This window comes from Pseudarthrobacter sp. NPDC058362 (assembly GCF_042723515.1).
Lineage (GTDB): Bacteria > Actinomycetota > Actinomycetes > Actinomycetales > Micrococcaceae > Arthrobacter.
The window spans coordinates 161,808-181,905 of the sequence record NZ_JBHXIW010000002.1 but is presented as its reverse complement, the minus strand read 5'-3'; the positions used below and the strand labels follow the sequence as shown (position 1 = coordinate 181,905).

Annotated in this window: 19 protein-coding genes; 15 read left to right on the top strand and 4 right to left on the bottom strand. The window is 66.5% G+C overall.

The features are described from left to right. The first annotated feature begins 8 nt into the window (after nt 1-8). The 4 genes from ACFWIX_RS05415 to ACFWIX_RS05400 are packed head-to-tail and all read left to right on the top strand — an operon-like array spanning nt 9 to nt 5,339. On the top strand, nt 9-1,289 hold the full coding sequence (locus ACFWIX_RS05415) for a TRAP transporter large permease (RefSeq protein WP_377215090.1): 1,281 nt from the start codon (nt 9-11) through the stop codon (nt 1,287-1,289). A 20-nt stretch (nt 1,290-1,309) separates the two neighbouring features. Continuing rightward, nucleotides 1,310-2,641, top strand: a complete 1,332-nt coding sequence (locus ACFWIX_RS05410) for an enolase C-terminal domain-like protein (RefSeq protein ID WP_377215089.1) — start codon at nt 1,310-1,312, stop codon at nt 2,639-2,641. Then, nucleotides 2,638-4,134 carry an aldehyde dehydrogenase (NADP(+)) gene (locus tag ACFWIX_RS05405; protein WP_377215088.1) on the top strand — a complete coding sequence of 499 codons (1,497 nt, stop codon included), beginning with the start codon at nt 2,638-2,640 and terminating at the stop codon, nt 4,132-4,134. Before ACFWIX_RS05410 ends, ACFWIX_RS05405 begins: the two co-directional genes overlap by 4 nt. After that, on the top strand, nt 4,134-5,339 hold the full coding sequence (locus ACFWIX_RS05400) for a fumarylacetoacetate hydrolase family protein (protein WP_377215087.1): 1,206 nt from the start codon (nt 4,134-4,136) through the stop codon (nt 5,337-5,339). Before ACFWIX_RS05405 ends, ACFWIX_RS05400 begins: the two co-directional genes overlap by 1 nt. Nucleotides 5,340-5,431: 92 nt before the next feature. Here ACFWIX_RS05400 and ACFWIX_RS05395 read toward each other — a convergent pair whose 3' ends face one another. From ACFWIX_RS05395 to ACFWIX_RS05380, 4 genes are all read right to left on the bottom strand, one after another. Next, nucleotides 5,432-5,815, bottom strand: coding sequence for a VOC family protein (locus tag ACFWIX_RS05395; protein WP_377215086.1), 384 nt, complete (start codon nt 5,813-5,815; stop codon nt 5,432-5,434). Nucleotides 5,816-5,988: 173 nt separating this feature from the next. Next, nucleotides 5,989-6,906, bottom strand: a complete 918-nt coding sequence (locus tag ACFWIX_RS05390) for a 2-hydroxyacid dehydrogenase (protein WP_377215085.1) — start codon at nt 6,904-6,906, stop codon at nt 5,989-5,991. Further along, entirely contained in the window at nt 6,903-7,685 is a 783-nt protein-coding gene (locus ACFWIX_RS05385) for a DeoR/GlpR family DNA-binding transcription regulator (RefSeq protein ID WP_377215084.1), read from the bottom strand. The genes ACFWIX_RS05390 and ACFWIX_RS05385 overlap by 4 nt, the downstream gene beginning before the upstream one ends. Before the next feature lie 70 nt (nt 7,686-7,755). Next, a complete protein-coding gene (locus ACFWIX_RS05380) occupies nt 7,756-8,898 on the bottom strand; it encodes a Gfo/Idh/MocA family protein (protein ID WP_377215083.1) in 1,143 nt (380 codons plus the stop codon). Between the two features lie 139 nt (nt 8,899-9,037). Between ACFWIX_RS05380 and ACFWIX_RS05375 the strand changes: the two genes are divergently transcribed. The 11 genes from ACFWIX_RS05375 to ACFWIX_RS05325 all read left to right on the top strand — a co-directional run bounded on the left by ACFWIX_RS05375 (nt 9,038) and on the right by ACFWIX_RS05325 (nt 20,081). Then, entirely contained in the window at nt 9,038-9,934 is an 897-nt protein-coding gene (locus ACFWIX_RS05375) for a carbohydrate kinase family protein (protein WP_377215082.1), read from the top strand. 42 nt (nt 9,935-9,976) lie between these two features. After that, nucleotides 9,977-10,861, top strand: a complete 885-nt coding sequence (locus ACFWIX_RS05370; protein ID WP_377215081.1) for an aldolase — start codon at nt 9,977-9,979, stop codon at nt 10,859-10,861. A gap of 102 nt (nt 10,862-10,963) precedes the next feature. Further along, the gene (locus tag ACFWIX_RS05365) at nt 10,964-12,250 is read left to right on the top strand and encodes an ABC transporter substrate-binding protein (protein ID WP_377215080.1); all 1,287 of its coding nucleotides are present in this window, start codon (nt 10,964-10,966) and stop codon (nt 12,248-12,250) included. 95 nt (nt 12,251-12,345) lie between these two features. Then, entirely contained in the window at nt 12,346-13,206 is an 861-nt protein-coding gene (locus ACFWIX_RS05360; RefSeq protein WP_377215079.1) for a carbohydrate ABC transporter permease, read from the top strand. 4 nt (nt 13,207-13,210) lie between these two features. Next, nucleotides 13,211-14,026 carry a carbohydrate ABC transporter permease gene (locus ACFWIX_RS05355; protein ID WP_377215078.1) on the top strand — a complete coding sequence of 272 codons (816 nt, stop codon included), beginning with the start codon at nt 13,211-13,213 and terminating at the stop codon, nt 14,024-14,026. A gap of 76 nt (nt 14,027-14,102) precedes the next feature. Continuing rightward, on the top strand, nt 14,103-15,542 hold the full coding sequence (locus tag ACFWIX_RS05350; RefSeq protein WP_377215077.1) for an NAD-dependent succinate-semialdehyde dehydrogenase: 1,440 nt from the start codon (nt 14,103-14,105) through the stop codon (nt 15,540-15,542). Beyond that, nucleotides 15,543-16,286: a sulfite exporter TauE/SafE family protein gene (locus ACFWIX_RS05345; protein ID WP_377215076.1), complete on the top strand. Its 744-nt coding sequence runs from the start codon at nt 15,543-15,545 to the stop codon at nt 16,284-16,286. It abuts the gene before it with no gap. A gap of 57 nt (nt 16,287-16,343) precedes the next feature. Beyond that, the gene (locus ACFWIX_RS05340) at nt 16,344-17,603 is read left to right on the top strand and encodes an AGE family epimerase/isomerase (RefSeq protein WP_377215075.1); all 1,260 of its coding nucleotides are present in this window, start codon (nt 16,344-16,346) and stop codon (nt 17,601-17,603) included. A 50-nt stretch (nt 17,604-17,653) separates the two neighbouring features. Continuing rightward, nucleotides 17,654-17,836 (top strand): hypothetical protein, encoded by a 183-nt coding sequence (locus ACFWIX_RS05335; RefSeq protein WP_377215074.1) that lies wholly within the window; start codon nt 17,654-17,656, stop codon nt 17,834-17,836. A 166-nt stretch (nt 17,837-18,002) separates the two neighbouring features. Further along, nucleotides 18,003-19,241, top strand: a complete 1,239-nt coding sequence (locus tag ACFWIX_RS05330) for an MFS transporter (RefSeq protein WP_377215073.1) — start codon at nt 18,003-18,005, stop codon at nt 19,239-19,241. A gap of 120 nt (nt 19,242-19,361) precedes the next feature. Continuing rightward, nucleotides 19,362-20,081, top strand: coding sequence for a hypothetical protein (locus tag ACFWIX_RS05325; RefSeq protein WP_377215072.1), 720 nt, complete (start codon nt 19,362-19,364; stop codon nt 20,079-20,081). Nucleotides 20,082-20,098: the final 17 nt, after the last annotated feature.

Sequence of the window (20,098 nt, the reverse complement as noted above, 5' to 3'; positions counted from 1 at the left end):
GACCCGCCATGACACTTCCCCTCATGCTCGCCGCCCTGCTGGGGCTGCTTGCCCTCCGCGTGCCGGTGGCCGTCGCCCTCTTGGTGCCCGCCCTGGCCTATGTCCTCCTGGATCCATCCGCGACCCTGGGCATCGCCGTCCAGCAGACCACCTCCGGGGTCAACAACTTCGCCATCCTTGCCGTTCCGCTGTTCATCCTGCTGGGCAACGTGGCCAACGTCTCCGGCGTCTCGGACCGCCTCTATACCGCTGCCGTAGCCTACCTTGGCCACATCCGCGGCAGCCTGGGCTACGTCAACATCGCCACCAGCTTCGGCTTTTCCTGGATGAGCGGGGCGGCCATCGCTGACGCGGCCGCCATGGGCAAAATCCAGGTGCCGGCCATGAAGAAACGCGGCTACACCGAGGAGTTCGGCGTGGGCATCACGGGAGCTTCCTCCCTGATTGCACCGATGATTCCGCCGAGCATCCCCGCCATCATCTACGCCGTCACTGCCGGAGTGTCGGTGGGAGCCCTTTTCATGGCGGGCATCGTGCCGGCGATGATCCTGATCGGCTGCCTGTGCGTCATGGTCTGGTGGGTCACCCGCAAGGAGCACCATCTGGTGATGCCGCGCTCCAGCTGGGCCGAACGGGGCAAGTCGCTCCTAGGCGCCCTCCCCGCCTTCGGTGCCGGCGTGGTGATCCTCGGCGGGATCCTCAGCGGCATCTTCACTCCCACCGAAGCCTCCGGCATTGGCGTCCTGTACATCTTCGTCCTGGCACTGCTCTACAAGTCCCTGACGTGGCGCAAGACCTACCGCATCCTGCTCGGATCAGTGGAGACCGCAGGATCCGTACTGCTGATCGTGGCCGCGGCCTCGCTGTTCGGCTGGGTCCTGGCCCGCGAACAGGCCCCGCAGCTGGCCGCCAACTTCATCCTGGGCTTCACGGACCATCCCATAGTGTTCCTGATCCTGGTCAATCTCCTATTGCTGGTGATCGGCTGCGTCCTGGAACCCACGGCAGCCATCCTCATCCTTGTCCCCGTGCTGGGTCCCGTCGCTGAAACGTTCGGCCTCAGCCCCATCCACTTCGGCGTGGTGGTTATCTTCAACCTGTTGATCGGACTGCTGACACCTCCCGTGGGCCTGGTGCTGTTCGTCCTCTCCAGCGTGACCAAGGTACCCGTCCCCCGGGTCATCAAGGGCGTCATGCCCTTCTTCATCCCCATGCTCGCCACCCTGGTGATCATCACTTTCGTCCCGGCGCTCAGCCTTTGGCTGCCCACGCTGCTCGGCTTCCACTAACCTCCCGAAAGGCGGACACCATGTCCAGAATCAGCTCCATCACCACCCAGGACCTCCGGTTCCCCACATCCCTGGAACTCGACGGTTCAGATGCCGTCAACGTGGACCCCGACTACTCCGCCGCCTACGTCACGATCACCGCGGACGACGGCGAAACTGGCCACGGCTTCGTGTTCACCTGCGGCCGGGGCAACGAAATCATCACCGCGGCCATCGAATCCTACGGGCGGCTCCTGGTGGGCCGGGACACCGACGACCTGGTCAACGACCTGGGCGCCGCCTCCCGCCGCCTGGTCCACGATTCCCAGCTGCGCTGGCTCGGACCCGAAAAAGGCGTCTCCCACATGGCCTGCGGAGCGCTGGTCAACGCCCTCTGGGACATGCGGGCCAAGCGCGAAGGCAAACCCCTGTGGCTGCTCCTGGCCGAAATGCCGGCCGAGGAGATCGTCAACGCCATCGACTTCACCCACATCCAGAACGCCCTCACGCCCACTGAAGCACTGGAAATCCTCCGCCGCGGCTCGGCCGGCAAGGAGGCCCGCATCGCGGAACTGCTGCAGCATGGCTACCCCGCGTACACCACCTCCCCCGGATGGCTGGGCTACAGCGACGAGAAGCTGGTCCGGCTCAGCAAGGAGGCAGTGGCCGACGGTTTCGGCCTGATCAAACTCAAGGTGGGCGGCAGCCTCGAGGAGGACCGGCGCCGGATGCGCCTTGCCCGCGAAGCGGTGGGCCCCGACGTCCGGATCGCCATCGACGCGAACCAGCGCTGGGAGGTGGGGGAAGCCATCGACTGGGTCAACGGCCTGGCCGAATTCAACCCGTGGTGGATCGAAGAACCCACCAGCACCGATGACATTCTGGGCCATGCGGACATCCGCAAGGGTGTCTTCCCCGTCAAGGTGGCCACCGGCGAGGCCGTGGCCAACCGGATCGTCTTCAAGCAGCTCCTGCAGGCCGGTGCCATCGATGTGGTGCAGATTGACTCCACCCGTGTGGCCGGCGTCAACGAAAATCTCGCTACCCTCCTCTTGGCCGCCCGCTTCGACACCCCCGTGTGTCCGCATGCAGGCGGCGTGGGCCTGTGCGAACTGGTCCAGCACTTCTCCTTCTTCGACTACGCTGCCGTCTCAGGCACCACGGACAACCGCATGATCGAATACGTAGACCACCTCCACGAGCACTTCATGGACCCGGTAAGGATCGACGGCGGTCGCTACCTTGCGCCGCGGCTGCCCGGTTCCGGGGCTGAAATGCTGCCGGAATCCCGCGAACGCTGGACATTTCCCACGGGACAGGGCTGGCTGGAGATCGGCGACCGTGCCGCCGTCACCGCGGGGGCCGGCAAATGACCGGCACGGCGGGGACCCTCGCCCATTCGCCCAGCACGGCCGCCCAGGCGGAGCAGCAGATCATCGCCGCCCACCGAGCCTATGAAAAGTCCCGTGATACCGAGCCGGCGGTCCGGGGGGCGTGGCTTGAGGCTATCGCCGCGGGTCTTGAAGCCAACGCGGACGAACTGGTGGTCCTAGGCATGGCGGACACCCACCTCGATGAAGGCAGGCTCCGGTTCGAGCTGCGCCGCACGGTGTTCCAGCTTCGGCTCATGGCCGCCGAAGTGCTCCTCGGCGAACCGCTGGGTGCCACCATCGACAATGCCGATCCGGACTGGGGCATGGGCCCGCGGCCGGACATCCGCCGGGTCAACGTGCCTCTGGGCGTGGTGGGCGTGTTTGGCGCGTCTAACTTCCCGTTCGCGTTCAGTGTGATGGGCGGCGACTCCGCTTCGGCACTGGCGGCTGGCTGTGCGGTGGTGCACAAGATTCATGAAGGCCATCTCCGGCTGGCGCTGCGGACCGGCGAGGTGGTGGCCGACGCGCTGGCCGGCGCCGGCGCCCCCGCGGGCCTCTTCTCCACCATCACCGGCCGCGCCGCCGCCGAACTGCTGGTGGATCATCCCCTGGTCAAGGCCATCGGCTTCACCGGCTCCACCGCCGGCGGCCGGGCACTGTTCGACCGCGCCAACCGCCGGCCGGAACCGATTCCCTTCTACGGCGAACTGGGCAGCATCAATCCTGTGTTCGTCACCGAGAAGGCCTGGGCCGCCCGGCGGGATGAGATCCTGGCCGGCTATGCAGCTTCCTTCACGCTGGGCATGGGCCAGTTCTGCACCAAGCCAGGGCTGATCTTTGTGCCGGAAACGGACACGGACGACGTCGGCACCGCCTTGGGCGGCTACCTCGCGGATAAGCCGCGGTTCCCGCTCCTCAGCCCCAAGCTCCGGGAAGGCTACGACGAGGCCCTTGCCGAAGTCGCGGGCAGCGACGGCGTGAAAGTCCTGGTGCCCGGTGACCGGTCCGAGGCGCCCGCTCCCACGGTCCTCGCAACCACTGCAGAGGCCGTCAGGGCCAATCCGGAACTGCTGGCCCAAGAGATGTTCGGCCCTGCCACGGTTGTTATCCGCTACCGGCCCGGCACGGACCTTGCCTCCCTCGCGGAGCTGCTGGAAGGCCAGCTGACCGCCACGGTCCAGGCGGAACCGGACGAGGAACTCGCTGCCCTCACTACCGTGCTCCGCGAGCGGGCAGGCCGGCTCCTGTGGAACGCCTGGCCTACCGGGGTGACCGTCAGCTATGCCCAGCAGCACGGTGGTCCCTACCCGGCCACAACGGCGCCGGGCACCACCTCGGTGGGGACCGCCGCCGTCGGACGCTTTCTGCGGCCGGTGGCCTACGACTCCTTCCCTGAACCGCAGCTGCCGCCGCCCCTGCGCGACGCCAACCCGTGGGGGATCACCCGCCGGGTGGACGGCGTGTGGGAGCCGGCCGCGAAGGTCGGTAAGTGATGACGCGCATAACGGACATCCTGCCCGCCGGATTCGCTGCCGGCCACTGGGTGGGCCGGGTCTGGGACCCTGCCACGGCAGGGCCGCGCGTGGTGATGGCGACGCCCGGGGCGGACGGTGACGCCGCCGTCGTCGACATCACCCGTGCCGCACCCACCGTGGCGGGGCTGCTGGACCATCCCGATCCCGTGGCGGTCCTGGACCAGGCGGAAGAAACCCAGCGCTGGCGGCTGGCGGACCTGGTGGCGGCATCCCGCGAGCATGACCCGGCGCGGCCGCACCTGCTGGCGCCCGTGGACCTGCAGGTGGTCAAGGCGTGCGGCGTCACGTTCGTGGACAGCATGGTGGAGCGGGTGATCGAAGAACGCTGTGCCGGGGATGCGTCGCGGGCGGCGGAGGTCCGTGCCCAGGTGGCGGAAGCGTTGGGAGGAAGCATCGGCGACCTGCGGCCGGGGTCCCCCCAGGCCGCGCACGCCAAGGACGTGCTGTTGCGGCAGGGCATGTGGTCGCAGTACCTGGAGGTGGGGATCGGGCCGGATCCGGAGGTCTTCACCAAGGCGCCGGTGCTGTCCTCGGTGGGATACGGTTCGCGGATCGGCATTCCATCCTTTTCCGCGTGGAACAATCCCGAACCCGAACTGGTCCTGCTGGCCGATTCACGGGGGCGGCTCCGCGGGGCGACGCTGGGCAACGATGTGAACCTGCGGGATGTGGAAGGCCGGAGCGCACTGCTGCTGGGGAAGGCGAAGGACAACAACGCTTCAAGCGCGCTGGGTCCGTTCGTCCGCCTGTTCGACGCCGGCTTCACGCTGGACACGCTGCGCTCCGAGGAGATCACGCTTCGGGTCGCCGGGGCCGACGGTTACACCCTGGAAGGGTGTAACAGCGTCTCCCGGATCAGCCGTTCGTTCGAAGAACTGGCCGCGGCCACCTGCGGTCCGCACCACCAGTACCCCGACGGATTCGCACTGTTCACCGGGACCCTGTTTGCCCCTACCCAGGACCGGGATGCTCCGGGACTGGGGTTTACGCATAGGCCGGGCGACATCGTGACGATCAGCAGTCCGCATCTGGGTGCGCTGGTGAACACCACAGGCGTTGCCGAGGAGCTGCCGCCGTGGGACTTCGGCATCCGTTCGCTGTTCGGGTATCTCGCGGCGGAGGGCCTCGGCGTGAATCCGGCGGTCCCGGTCGCGCTCGCGTAGGGGGCTTCCCCAGGCCGCCGAAAACGGTCCCGCCCCGCACAGGCGGTGCTCGGCAGCACCGTTCGTGCGGGGCAGGGCCGTTCATGCCGGACTTACGGCATCGACGAGATATTAAGGATGTTGCCCTCGCTGTCCAGGAACCAAGCCGCCTTCCCGAGGTCCGGGAGCGTGGCGATGCCGTTCTCGGTCTTCAGGCCCGGGAAGTCGTATTCCTCAAAAACGACGCCGCGGCCGCGCAGCTCCTCCACCTCGCGCTCAACGTCGCTGGTGGCCCAGCCCATCTGCGTGTTTTTCGCGGTGCCCGCGTTATCCGTCCGGTAGAGGAGGAAGCCGGAGCCGTTGCCGCAGCGGTACACCAGGTTGTCCTCGTCAATGGTGGTGGCGGGCTCCAGGCCCAGCTTGTCCCGGTAGAAATCCCTGGCCCGGTTGATGTCCTTGGCGGGCAACACGGGCATGACATCCAAATCTTTGAGCATGACGATTCTCCTTGCCGCATGTAATGGCGATGCTCTCCCCCGGTTCGGTCCCGCCGTCGCAGCGGCCCGGGCCGCGAGGCCACCCGTCGCGCCGTTTGCCGGGGCGGCCACTTACTTACGAGGCCATTATGGAACTGGAACCTGCCCCGGCGGAATAGGCGCTGGAATGCGGGTCAGAGAAGGACCACGTTGACCGGATCCTTGCCGTCCTGGAGGAGCCCGATCTGCGTCCGGATGAGCTTGACCATCCGCGGGAACATCGCCGAACTGGCGCCGCCGACGTGCGGGGTAATCAGCACGCCGGGCACGGTCCAGAGCGGGTGGTCCGCCGGCAGCGGCTCCGGGTCCGTGACGTCCAGGGCCGCGCGGAGCCTGCCCGACGAGGTCTCGGCCAGCAGCGCATCAGTGTCCGCCACGGGGCCGCGGGCCACGTTCACCAACAGTGCTCCGTCCGGCATCGCGGCAAGGAACTTCCCATCCACCAGCTGCTTGGTCTGGTCACTGAGCGGCACGCTGACCACCACGATGTCGTGCAGGGGCAGCTGCTCGTACAGCGAATCAATGCCGTAAATGGTCCCGGCAGCGTCCTCGCGCGCCCGGCTGGCCATCCGCGTGATCTCCGTTTCGAACGGCAGCAGCCGCGCCTCGATCGCCTTGCCCACTCCCCCGTAGCCCACCAGCAGCACGCGCCGGTCCGCCAGGCTGGGACGCTGCGCGTTGTCCCACACCCCGTCCGCCTGGTTCCGGGCAAAATCCGGAAGTCCCCGCTGGGCGGCGATCATCATGCCCACGGCAAGCTCCGCCGTCGACGTCTCATGGACGCCCGCCGCGTTGGCGAATACGCATCCGTCGGGCAGGACGTCCGCCACGCCGTCGTACCCGATCGACTGGCTCTGCACCAGCCCAACGTCCACGCCCTCCAGCGCGGCAAGCACAGACGGCTTGCCCATGTAGGGGGGCACCACCAGGTCCAGCCGGCCTTCGGGCGCGGGTCCGGACAGGTCCCAGAGGAGAAGTTCGACGCCGGAGACCGGCTCCAGCGCGTCCAGCAGGTTTTGTTCGGGCAGGCTGACCCGCAGCGGGGCGCTCACGCTGCCACCACCAGCTTCACCTCGGCTGCCCGCAACGCTGTGGCAATATCCCGGGGTGGCGGCGCGTCCGTCACCAGCACATCAACTGCGTCGAACGCTGCGAGCCTGGCAAGGGCATACCGCAGCATCTTCTGGTGGGTTGCCACCACCACTACCTGTTCAGCCGAGTTCATAAGGGCGATCTTAGTGGCGCGCTCAACGTCACGCTCAATATAAAACGCCTCGTCATGGATGCCACTGACCCCAATGAAAGCGGTCCGGGCCCGCAGGCCCGCCACAGCACTGACGGTCATCGGCCCGTTAAACGCCTGGCTGTCCAGCAGGAGTTCGCCGCCCAGGCAGATGGTCCGCGCCGCCGTCAACTGAAGGCAGCGCTGGATAGCCGGTGCCGAGTGGGTAATGACGGTCCCGGTGAAGGAGGTGGGCAGCTCCTGGGCGATCTGGTAGGCGGTGGTACCGGCGTCCAGGATGATGGCATCCCGTTCCCCGATCATCGATACGCAGGCGCGGGCCACCCGAAGTTTCGCTGCGGCGTCCTCCCGCACCCGTGCTGCAAAATCCGCGTTCTGGCCCTGCCCGTGAATGGCGCTGACGCCGCCGTGGACCACCCTGACCAGCCCCAGTTTGGCCAGCACGCGCGTATCCCGCCGCACCGTCATGTCCGATACCTCGAAGGACTCGGCGAGGTCGGCCGTGGACATGAATCCACGCCGACCAAGCTCCTCCACGATGGTGCGCTGGCGGGGTGTCAGCGTTGCTTCTTCCCGTGCGATGCTCATGGGCTCTCTCTCTTGCCTGTTTGCCGGACACCCCGCCTGCTTGGGTGTTGCAATTCCAACACGAATTTAGTTAATCACGTACCCCGGCAGTGGCGCCCGTAAGCTCAATGGGACGTCCTTCTACGATCGAGCGTTCGGCGGCGAGCCCCATCCGGACCGACTGCAGGCCGTCGGCGACGGTCACTTCCACCGGCCCCTCACCCAGGATGGCTTTGCGGTAGCCGAGGTGCTCGTAGTACGTGGAGCCGTGGTGGGCGCCGGCAGCAAGGACTGCCTCGTCGACGGGAACCTCATGCTTTTCCGGACCCAGCGGCGACCGCGGGCTGAACTCCACGGTTGCCTCGGCCTCGTCCCCCGGGATCCAGTGGTTGGCCGCTACGGGGATCAGGGTTTCGATCTTGGCCGCGTCACCCACGATGGAAATTCGTTCCTGGAACTTGGACCCTTCTGCGAACATGGACAGCTCCAGCATGGCACGCTTCCCGCCCTTGAAGTCGACAATCACGTAGGCGTTGTCCACCATGTCCGAAATCCTGCCCCCGTACACCTCATCCATGTGGTTTACATCGTGCCCGCCGCTGGCGTAGACCCGGGTGGGCTCGTCCTGCAGGATGAGGCGCATCAGGTCGAAGAAGTGGCAGCACTTTTCCACCAGGGTGCCGCCGGTCCGCTCGGCGAAGCGGTTCCAGGCATCCACCTTGTGCAGGAACGGGAAGCGGTGTTCCACGATGGAGAGCATGTAGATATTGCCGAGCCTGCCGTTGTGGGCTGCCTGGATGACCTCCTGTACCGGGGGCATGTAACGGTATTCCATGGCCACCCACACCGGCGCCGGGTAGTCAGCCGCCAGCCGCTCGAGTTCGTCCGCCTGGTCCGCGCTGACGCATACCGGCTTCTCCACCAGGACCGGCAGGTTGGTGCCGCTGGCAAAGATGTCCTTCAGGATCCCCAGGTGGGTGTCATTCGGGCTGGCAATGACCAGCGCGTCCACCAGGCCGGAGGCCAGGAGTTCCTGGTGCGAGGCGAAGCTCTGCACCTCATATCCGATCTCCTTCGCGGTCTCTTCCAGGGAGGACTGCTGGGGATCGGACACTGCGGTGATCCGGCTTCCGGGGATCAGGGCGAGGTTCCGGACGTGTTCGCGGGCCATGTGGCCGGCGCCGATGAGACCGTACCGGATAGTCCGGACCGATTCCGCAGTTGGCAATGACATGAGCTGCTCCGTTTCTCTACGTTGAGTGTTTGGGACCGCGGCGTTGCATCCCAAACATAACTATACAGAAAGTGTTGTTTTTCCAACATGGCGTGTGTATATTTTTTCAGTACCAGCCGGAACTACAACGAGGTGGAACGTGCCCCAACCGTCAACAGGAACCCTGCTCTTCGTAGGCTGCGCCACCCTTGACGCAATTGCCCTGGTCGAGGACTACCCCGCCGCGGACAGCCGCACCGTCGCCTCAGACTTCGCGACGGCGGGCGGCGGCCCGGCGGCGACTGCCGCCGTTGCTGCGGCGCGAGCCGGAGCCCGCACAGCCTTCGCGGGCGTCCTGGGTACCGACGAGGAAGGCGACCGCATTATCACCGGCCTCCAGGCAGAAGGAGTGGACACCTCCGCCGTCATCCGCGACCCGGATGTCAGGACCGGTGCCAGCGTCATCGTGGTCAGCAGGGCAGCCGAAAGCCGGGCCATCGTCACCCGACCCGTACCTCCGGTCAGCTTTCCGGCCAACAGCCGCTTCCACGAGCTGGCGGAAGCGGCATCCTGGATCCACGTCGACCACCTTGGCTGGAACGCCGTCGCGTCCCTCCCCGGGGGTCCTGCCGGACGGAGCATCAGCGTAGACGCAGGCAACCCCATCCCTTCCTTCAGCCCACGGGGGGTCGCCCTGTACGTGCCCACCATCGAAAGGCTCCGCGCCGAGTACGGTGACGGACTCGCCCCCGAAGCCCTCCTGCAGAAAGCGCTCGACGACGGCGCCTCCGCCGTCGTCGCCACCGCCGGCTCCGAGGGCGCCTGGGTCCTGGAACGCGGCGGCATGGCTGCCCATGTTCCGGCCACGCCGGCAGCCATTGTCTCGACCCTCGGCGCCGGCGATGTCTATCACGGTGCCATCCTGGCCGCGGTCGCAGCCGGCCTCCCACTCGTGGAAGCCGCCGCGTTCGCCGGCCGTACCGCCTCCGCCTCGTGCGCAGGACTGGACGGACGCTCCGCGATCCCCCGCCAGGCCATCACGCCTGCCCTTGCCTAACAAACCCGTTCATTCAAACCGTCCAGCTGAAAGAAGCAGCCCATGAGCCCTACAGACCTCTCCCCGCTCCAGCGTCCGTCCGGTGCGTTCGCGATGCTCGCCGTAGACCAGCGCGAAGCCATGCGCAACATGTTCGCCGAGCACACGGACCAGCCCGTCACCGACGAGGACCTCCGCACCTTCAAACTCGAAGCGGCACGGATCCTCAGCCCCTACGCCTCCGGAATCCTGATTGACCGTCAGTTCGCACTCGACCAGGCCATCGAGGCCGGTGTGGTCGACCCTGGCTGCGGACTGATCGCCTCAGCCGACCACTTCGAGCCGGCACATGGTGAACTGGTAGGCGAAGTGACCATCGACCGCCTCGTAGATCCGCACAAGTACAAGGCGCTGGGCGCGAAAGCGCTCAAGCTGCTGGTCCTCTACCGCCCGGATGAACCTGCCGAAGGCCGTGTGGCCATGGTTCGCGAATTCGTTCAAAGCTGCCGGTCCGCCGGCCTGATCAGCATCATCGAGCCGGTCTCCCGCAAGCCGCTGGCCGGCGGCGACTTCGACTGGAACGCCGGGATCCTGGCCGCCGCAAAGGAACTTGGCAGCCTGGGCGCGGACCTGTACAAGGCCGAGGTCCCCTTCAAGGGCCAGGCCTCCGAAGCCGAGGTCCGTGCCGCCTGCGCCGAACTGACCAAAGCCATCGACGGTCCCTGGGTGGTTCTTTCCTCCGGCGTCCCCGAGGACGTCTTCCCCGACGCCGTCCGGTGGGCCTGCCTGGAAGGCGCCAGCGGCTTCCTTTCCGGACGCGCCGTCTGGGCCTCCTGCATTGGCGCGCCCGACGTCGTCGAATCCCTGTCAACTGACGCCGTCCGACGGCTCCAGCGCCTCTGTGCGGTAGTCGATGACGTCGTCTCTGCCCAGCGGGCCAACGCATAAGGAGATTCCACCCCGGCGAACCAGCCACCAGTCCGGGCGAGTCCGGGCACCCCAGCAGTCAACCAAACAAGGCACAGCAAAACACTCAACGAGGAGATCATTGTGAGTCAGATTTCACGCCGCCAGGCCATCGCCCTTCTCGGAGCCCTGGGCTTCGGCGCCACCGCGGCAGCCTGCGCCGGCCCCGGCGGGTCCACCACACCGGGCGGGGCAACCGGTCCGGCCGCCCCCTCCGCCGGTGCAGTCACCGGCAAAGTGTCCTTCGCTCACTGGCGCGGTGAGGACAAGGCCGTGTTCGACGAGCTGATCAAGCGGTTTGCCGCGCTGCACGACGGCGTGGAAGTGGCCCAGGATATCTCCACGTCCAACGATTACAACGCCCAAGCCTTGCAGAAACTCCGCGGCGGCTCCATCGGCGACGCCTTTGCCACCTTCCGCGGTGCCCAGTTCAAGAACTTCACCGAAGCCGGGATCTACACGGAACTCAAGGACAGTAAGGCGGTGAAGAACTACCAGGAAAGCCTCCTGTCCGCCGGGAGGTCCGGGGAGAACCAGCTGGGCCTGCCGTACCAGGTGGTTTTCCCGATGCCCATGGCCAACGTCGATTTGTTCGACAAGGCGGGGGCCGACCTTGCCCCGAAGGACTGGGATTCCTTCCTTGCCATGTGTGACAAGCTGGCCGGCGCCGGAGTCATTCCCATCTCCTGGCCGGGCGGGGACGTTGGAAACGGCGGGCAGCTGTTCAACAACATGATCGCCAACAACGCTCCCGTCGATGACATGTGCGCCCAGATCGAGCAGGGGAAGCTGAAAGTCACCGATGACTGGTTCATCAAGATGCTGAACCAGTACAAGGAACTGGTTCCGTACCTGCAGCCCAACGCCACCGGAACCGCTGTCGAACCCGCCCAGAACCTCTTCTCCCAAGGCAAGGCCGCCATGCTGGCCACTGGCTCGTACCACATTGCCGCGGTCCGCGGCCTGGGCGCCAAGTTCCCCATCGAGCTGGTATTCCCCAACACCTCGGACGGCAGCGGCAAATACGAGGGCGTCTACAACGCCACGTTCATCCTGGGCGTCAACTCCGCAAGCAAGAACCAGGCAGCCGCGGCAGCGTGGATCGACTTCCTCTCCGAACCGGAGAACGCCGCCTACTACGCCAACCAGACGGCGCAGCACGTATCCGTGAACAACGTGGAATACACCAACCCGGACCTGAAGCGCCTGAGCCCCTGGCTGGAGAAAAAGACGGCTCTGGCAGCCAGGTTCCAGTTCCAGAACCTGGATGTCCGCAATGCCGTGGAGGCGAGCGCGACGGCGGTCATCTCCGGCACCAGTCCGGAACAGGCAGCCGAAGCCGCTCAAAAGATCGTGGACGAGCGGATATGAGCACGCACACAGGGCTGCCTGCTAAACGGAAGGCATCAGGCAGCCCCCCGGACCCGATTCACGCAGGGAAGAAACGCCGCCGCTCCCCCACTCGGGTGAATCCGGCGCTGTATCTCTTCCCGCTTCCCGCCGTCGCCGTCATTGCCTTCTTCCTGGTGATGCCCACCCTGCAGGCCTTCCAGTACGCCCTTACGGACTGGAACGGCTTCTCGGCCGCCTTCAACTACGTCGGACTGGACAACTTTGTCCGGGCCTTCACCAACGACTCGCTGTTCACGAACGCACTGTCCAACAACCTCAAGTTCGTACTGCTGGTGGTGATTGCCCAGACGGTGTTCTCCCTGATCCTGGCGCTGCTGCTGACGAAGAACTCGCGGGGGAGTGTCCTGCTCCGTGCGTTGTTCTTCTTCCCCACCATTCTGTCCTCGGTATCCGTGGCGTTTATCTGGAAGTTCATCTACGATCCCAACTTCGGCCTGGCCAACACAGTCCTCAGAAGCGTGGGCGTGGACGGCGGTTCCTACCTAGGCAATGACGCCCAGGCACTGTACTGGGTGGCCGTCACCCAGGTGTGGTTCCACGCCGGGCAGATGATGGTGGTCTACATCGCCGGCCTGCAGGCCATCCCGCGGGAGCTCTACGAGGCCGCGGAGATGGACGGCGCCAATAGGTGGCAGCAGTTCACGTCGATCACCTGGCCATTCGTGGCGCCGGCAACGTCCATTGTGGTGGCCTACACCACGGTGCAGTCCTTCAAGGCGTTCGACCTGATCCTGGGTATCGCGGGCAACCCGCCGAAACAGTCCCTGGATATCCTCTCCACCCGTATCTACAGCACCTTCGCCAACTCGGAGTTCGGCTACGCAGCCGCCCAGTCGATCATCTTTATGGCGATGATCGCCCTGGTCACCTGGCTGCAGCGCCGGCTGCTCCGCCTCACCCCGAAGGGGGAATGACAGCATGCTCGCGTCAATAACCCGCCGCGGAATCCTCGCGATCTACGCGGTCATCATCATCATTCCGCTGACCGTGGTGGGGTTCGGCAGCTTCAAGTCCACCCAGGAACTCTTCGCGGGTCCGTTCAGCCTGCCGCAATCACTCTCCCCCGCCAACTACGCGGAAGTGATCGGCGGCCAGGACCTCGGGTCCTCGTTCTGGAACAGCGTCATCGTCACGGCGATCTCAGTGCCGCTCACACTTTTCCTCGCCAGCCTGGCCGGCTACGCCGTCTCCCGGCTCCGCGGCTTCATGTCCTGGGCCATTTTCGGCTTCCTTGTCCTTGGCATGGCCATCCCCGCCCAGGCCAACATGGTTCCGTTGTATGTCCTCTTTGGACGATTGGGGCTCCTGGACAGCCTGGCCGGCCTGGTGCTGGCGAACCTGGTATCCACGCTGCCCATCGCCGTCTTCATCCTGGGCGGGTTCATGCGGACCCTGCCCAAGGAACTCTACGAAGCGTCGTCGATTGACGGCACCGGCCCGTGGCGGACCTACGTGTCCATCGCCCTGCCGCTGTCCGCCCCGTCCATCGCCGCCGCAGCGATCTTCCTGTTCGTCATCCACTGGAACGAACTGCTGTATCCGCTTCTTTTCATCCAGTCCCCCGGCAACCGCACACTGCCGCTGGCACTGCTGAGCTTCCAGGGCGAGTTCCAGACGAACTACCCGCTGCTGTTCGCCGGCGTCATCATGGCCTCCCTGCCGGTGGTGGTGGCCTATGTCTTCCTGCAGCGGTACTTCGTTGCCGGCATCACGGCCGGAGCCAGCAAGGGATGAGCACTGCAACCACGGCGGCCAGCCCAGCCCGCCCCGTCGTACTGGACGCCCCCCAGCCCCATGAAAGGCACCATCCATGAACCTCACATCAGCCCGACACCTCGTGAACGGCACCTGGCACACCGCGGGAACTGTCAAGGACGTGACCGACCCCGGCAATGGCAGCACCGTGGGCGAGGTTGCCTGGGGCGCCGCCGGGGACGCCACCAAAGCGGCCGACGCGGCAGCACAGGCCTTCGGGTCCTGGTCCCGCACCACCGTCCGGCAGCGGGCAGACCTGCTCCGCAATGCAGCTGACCTGCTTGCCGAACGCCGCGACGAACTGGCCCAGACGCTGGCCCTCGAGGCCGGCAAGCGACTCCCCGAAGCCCAGGGCGAGGTGGACTTTTCGGTGGAGTACTTCCGTTGGTTCGCCGAGGAAGTCCGCCGCTCCACAGGTACTGTCAGCCCGCCGGAGCTGCAGGGCCGTCGCCACCTCAGCAGCCGCAAGCCGATCGGTGTGGCGCTTAGCCTTACGCCGTGGAACTTTCCGGTGTCCATCCAGGCGCGCAAGCTTGCCGCCATGCTGGCCGCAGGCTGTACCGTGGTGGGCCGCGTGTCCGAAAAGGCGCCGCTCGCCGCCACCGGGCTGTTCGAGGTCCTGCACGACGCCGGGTTCCCGGCTGGCGTGGTCAACCTGGTCCACGGCCCCTCCCGCGAGATCACCGGTGCCCTGATGTCCCACCCTGCCGTGCGGGCGGTCAGCTTCACCGGATCCACGGGAGTGGGCCGCCAGATCATGGCCTCAGCCTCCGCAAGGGTGGTCCGTCCGCTGCTGGAACTGGGCGGCAATGCGCCCTTCATCGTCTTCGAGGACGCGGACCTGGACGCCGCCGTGGAGGGTGCCGTGCTGGGCCGGCTCCGGAACACGGGTCAGTCCTGCGTGGCGGCCAACCGGTTCCTGGTGCAGGATAGCATCGCCGACGAATTCGCGGCGCGGCTGGGCGCGCGCTTTGATGCGATGAGCATCGGGCACGGCGTTCCGGACGACGGCACGCCCGTCCCGGACCTGGGTCCCATGATCGACGCCGAACGGGTGTCCGCCGTGCAGGCCCTGGTGGACGACGCACTGGAGCGCGGCGCCAGCCGGGTCACAGAGCGGACCTCAGTGCCCGGCCAGGGTGCATTCATGGCACCCACGCTGCTCACGGACGTCCCCGATGATGCCCCCCTGGTGACAGAAGAAGTGTTCGGCCCGGCGGCCGGCGTCGTGACCTTCTCCTCGGAGGAAGAGGCAATCCGAAAGGCCAACGCCACAGAGATGGGCCTGGCCGCGTATGTCTGGAGCAGCAGCCCCAAACGCGGCTGGGAAATTCCCGAGCGCCTCGAGGCGGGCATTGTGGGCGTCAACGATCCCCTGCCGTCCGTTGCGTTCGCCCCCATGGGCGGCGCCAAACAGTCCGGCCTCGGCCGGGAGGGCGCAAGCCTGGGCCTGGAGGAATTCGAGGAGATCCAGTACGTGGCCTGGAGGCCGTAAGTGCTGACCACCGGACTGGTGCTGGGCGCCGTCGTCATGGGTGCCGGGATGCAGCGCGTCACCGGCATGGGCTTCGCGCTGGTGGCCGCGCCCTTCCTGGTCCTGCTCCTGGGGCCGGTAGAGGGAGTGGTACTGGTGAACGTATGCGGCGCCGTGACGGCGGGGGCCATCATCTTCCGGGTGGTGAAGGACATCGACTGGAAGCGGTATCTGCTGCTCGCCGCCTCAGCACTGCTGGGCATCATCCCTGCGGCATTCCTGATCCGACTCATCCCCGCAGCAGTGCTGGAGATCGCCATCGGGGTGATTCTCGCCGTCGGACTGACCGTCCTGCTGGTCCTGAAATCCGCCACCTTGCCGGAGCGCCGGCGCTACCTCTTCACGGCCGGCGGCCTGAGCGGGTTCATGAACACGGCGGCTGGGGTGGGCGGACCGGCGGTCAGCATGTACTCCATCGCCACCCGGTGGCAGCACAAGTCGTTCGCTGCCACCATGCAGCCCTACTTTTTCACCATCGGCGCACTCTCGCTCATCTCCAAGGCGATCACCGCCCCCGAAACGTTCCCCATGCTGCCATGGGGAATGTGGGTGGCCGTTGCGGCGGCCTGCCTGGCCGGGCTGATACTGGGCGACGTCGCCGCAAAGTTCGTTCCTGCCCGCGCCGCACAGCTCCTCCTGATCATCCTGGCCTACCTTGGAGCGGCGGCGACCATTATCCGCGGCGTGCTCGACGCTGCCGGATAGCAACAGCACCACCACCGACACAACCCCTTCGCACCGCACCACAGAGAGGAAACAACAATGACGTGGCTGAACAGTGCCGCCCACGCACGATGGCTCGAGGCGGAAACCGACCGGCTGATCAATTTCGCCGCGGCTTCAAAGGTCCCTACGGGGTTCGGCTGGCTCGACAACTACGGCAAGGTGTTCCCCGACAAGCCGACCCATCTCTGGATTACCGCCCGGATGGTCCACAGTTTCTCCGTCGCCGCCCTCCTGGGACGGCCCGGCGCAGCGACCCTCGTGGACCACGGCATCGCGGCGCTCAACGGGGTGCTCCACGATAAGGAATTCGGCGGCTGGTATGCCGAGGTGGATGAAAGCGGTCCCGTAAACGACACCAAGTCCGGCTACCAGCACTCGTTCGTGCTCCTTGCTGCTGCCAGTGCCGTTGCGGCCGGACGGCCAGGTTCCCGCGAACTGCTCGAGGAAGCGCTCCGGATCGCTGACCTGAAGTTCTGGGACCACGAGGCCAACATGTGTTTCGACTCCTGGAACCGCGACTTCACCGAAACCGAGGCGTACCGCGGCGGCAACGCCAGTATGCACTCGGTGGAGGCGTACCTCATCGTCGCCGACGTAACCGGGGAGAACCGGTGGCTGGAGCGGGCCCTGCACATCGCCGAGGTGCTGATCCACCAGTTCGCGCGGAACAACAACTACCGAGTCTTCGAACACTTCGACCCGGCGTGGAACCCGATGCCGGAGTACAACACCGATGACCGGGCCAGCCAGTTCCGCGCCTACGGCGGAACCCCCGGTCACTGGGTTGAGTGGGCGCGCCTGCTCCTCCACCTCCGCGCCGGGCTCGAAGCCCGCGGCCTGGAGGTCCCCGCGTGGCTGCTCGAGGACGCCCGCGGCCTCTTCGACGCTGCCATCCGTGACGCCTGGCAGCCGGACGGGAACCCCGGCTTCGTCTACACGGTGGATTGGGAAGGCAAGCCGGTGGTCACCACCCGCATCCGCTGGGTGCCCGCCGAGGCAATCGGCGGAGCGGCGGCCCTCTACATCGCCACCGGCGAACAGCAGTACGCGGACTGGTACGAGCGGATCTGGGACCATGCCCGCGACTGGTTCATCGACTACGAGCACGGATCCTGGAAGCAGGAACTCGACGAGAAGGGCAACGTCACCTCCACCGTCTGGTCCGGAAAGGCGGACATCTACCACCTCTGGCACTGCCTGGTGGTCCCGCGCCTTCCGCTGGCGCCCGGACTCGCTCCGGCCGTGGCAGCAGGCCTGCTGGACGCCCGGATCAGCGCCCCCGGCCAGGCCAAGTAACCATGTCCATCAAGGAATCAATTGTCAATAACCCACCGGAAAGGACAGCCATGTCTGCCACCGCCCCCGAAGAAGCCGTCCTGCATGTCTCCGCTGCAGCGGCGGCACCCGTGGACATCCGGCTTCAAGCCGGCCAGCCCGTAACCGTGAGATTGGATGTGGCCGGTACCTGCACGTGCCAGGCGGCAGGCCGGCCCGGTTCCTACACCGACACCGATTTCGGCAAACGGTAAAGCGCAGGCGGACCGGTGTGCGGTGCCCGGAATGGCACGCGTAACACGGCTTAGCGGAGCGTCTGTCATATCCATGACAGACGCCCGGATCCGGTAAATTTAAGGGAGGAATTGTCCGGCCAGCCGAGCCGCGTTCCACCCCTCCCCTTGAATGGATCCCACCCCCATGTCTTCCGCGATTTCCGCGCCGGAACCTGCCCGTTTCCCGTACGCCGCGATGGCTGTCCTGGCCACCATTGCTTTCACTGCCATCACCACCGAACTCCTGCCGTCAGGGCTGCTGCCGCAGATCAGCGACGCACTGGGAGTGTCCGAGGCGGTGGCCGGGTACCTCGCCGCCGCCTATGCCGCGGTCATCGTGGTCACAGTCGTGCCGGCAGCGCGGCTGCTGGCGCGCATCCCGCGGCACGGGCTCCTGGTCGGGCTGGTGCTGACGTTCGCTGCGAGCAACGCCTGGGTGGGCCTGGCCCCGGATTTTACGACGGCGATGATCGCCCGCATGGTGGGCGGCCTGGCGCACGGACTCCTCTGGACCACCATGGCACCATACGTGGCACGGGTAGTGCCGGCGGCGAAGGTGGGCAAGGCGCTGGCGATCGTGTTCAGCGGCAACAGCCTGGGCTTGGCCGTCGGCGCTCCCGCGGGCACTGCGTTGGGCGCGCTCCTTGGATGGCGCGCAGCGTTCCTGGCGATGGCCGGGTTCGGCGTGCTGCTGGCCGTGCTGGCGTTCCTCCTGCTTCCCGGCGTCCACCGGATTGCCGACGCCGCCCGTCCCTCGCTCCGCCTGGCCATCGCGCAGCCAGGGGTCAAGTCCGTCGCGCTGGCGTGGCCGCTGCTGGTCCTGGCCCACTTCGCGCTCTTCACCTACATCGCCCCGTACATCCACGGCGCCCAACTGCCCGACTACGCCATCAGCCTCTCCCTCACGGTCCTCGGCGCGTCCGGACTGGTCGGGATCTGGATTGCGGGCCTCACCGTCGATTCGAGGCCGCGCCGTTCGCTCCTGATGACGACGGCGGCCATCGCCGCTTCCATGCTCCTCTTGCCGTTCGCGGTGGGTAACCTCGTGTTCGCGCTGGTGCTGATGGCCGTCTGGGGCGCCGGCCTGGGCGCGATCGGCATCTACAACCAGTCCGCGATCCTGCGCGCCGGCGGCCACTACAGCGAAGCGGCCAACGGGCTGACGGTGCTGACCATCCAGCTGGGGATCACGCTCGGTGCCCTCTACGGCTCGGCCGCCCTGGTGGCGGGTGGCCCCCTCCTGGTTCCCGCCGCGGCCGCCCTCCCGGTGCTCGGCGCCCTGGCCATCGCACTGGCCGGGAAGAAGCACGCCTACCCGCCCGGGCCGCGCGAGCAGGTCTGGCTGGAGCCGCGGCCCGTAGGGTCCGAAAACGTCAAGGCATGACAACCCCGTCAAATTTTTTCCAAAACCCGTAACCTCGATGACGCAATTTTCGATCCACTAAGTGCGGGGACATCCCGCGAAGTTGAACGCAATCCATAAAATTCGTCAACGGAGGGTCTCATGTCTTACTTCACCTTTTCAGGCAACAAGCTGGTTATGACCGCACTTGCGGCCGGCGCCCTGGCGGTCGGCGGCACGGGGGTCGCGGCCATGGCCGATTCGCACGACGGCCCGGTAGCGCCCATCGAATCGCCCACGCCGGAGCCCACGGACACTGTAACGCCGGAGCCCACCCCCACCGAGACTGAAACAGCATCGCCGGATCCGGAACCGACCGAGACCGAAACGGCCGAGCCTGAGCCCACCGGCGACCCGGAACCCACACCGGAACCCACGGAAACCGACGATTCTGATGCAGACGACCCGGAAACCGATGATCCTGAGGAAGGCCCCGCCGCCACCCCGGTGGGCCCTGACGTCACCGGAGCGGCAGCAGCCGGCCTGTGCAACGCCTTCGAACACGGCGGCCTGAACTCCACCTCCACCGCCTACACCGTCCTGATGCAGGTGGCCGGCGGCGACGAGGCCATCGACGACTACTGCGCCACCATCCCGGCACCGCAGGAGCGAGGCGACGGCAGCATCGATGACGGTTCGGACAACGGCACCACCCCCGGTGAGGGCGACGGCATCGTCCAGCCGCAGAGCGTCGAGCTGCAGAACGAAGGCGCACCTGCCTCCAACGGAGCCAACGGATCCAACGGAGCCAACGGCTCGCCCGGCTCCAGCGGCGGCGCCGGCCACCAGGGCAACAGCGCCAAGCACTCGCACCACGGCTAGGAGTAGCCTGCTTTAAG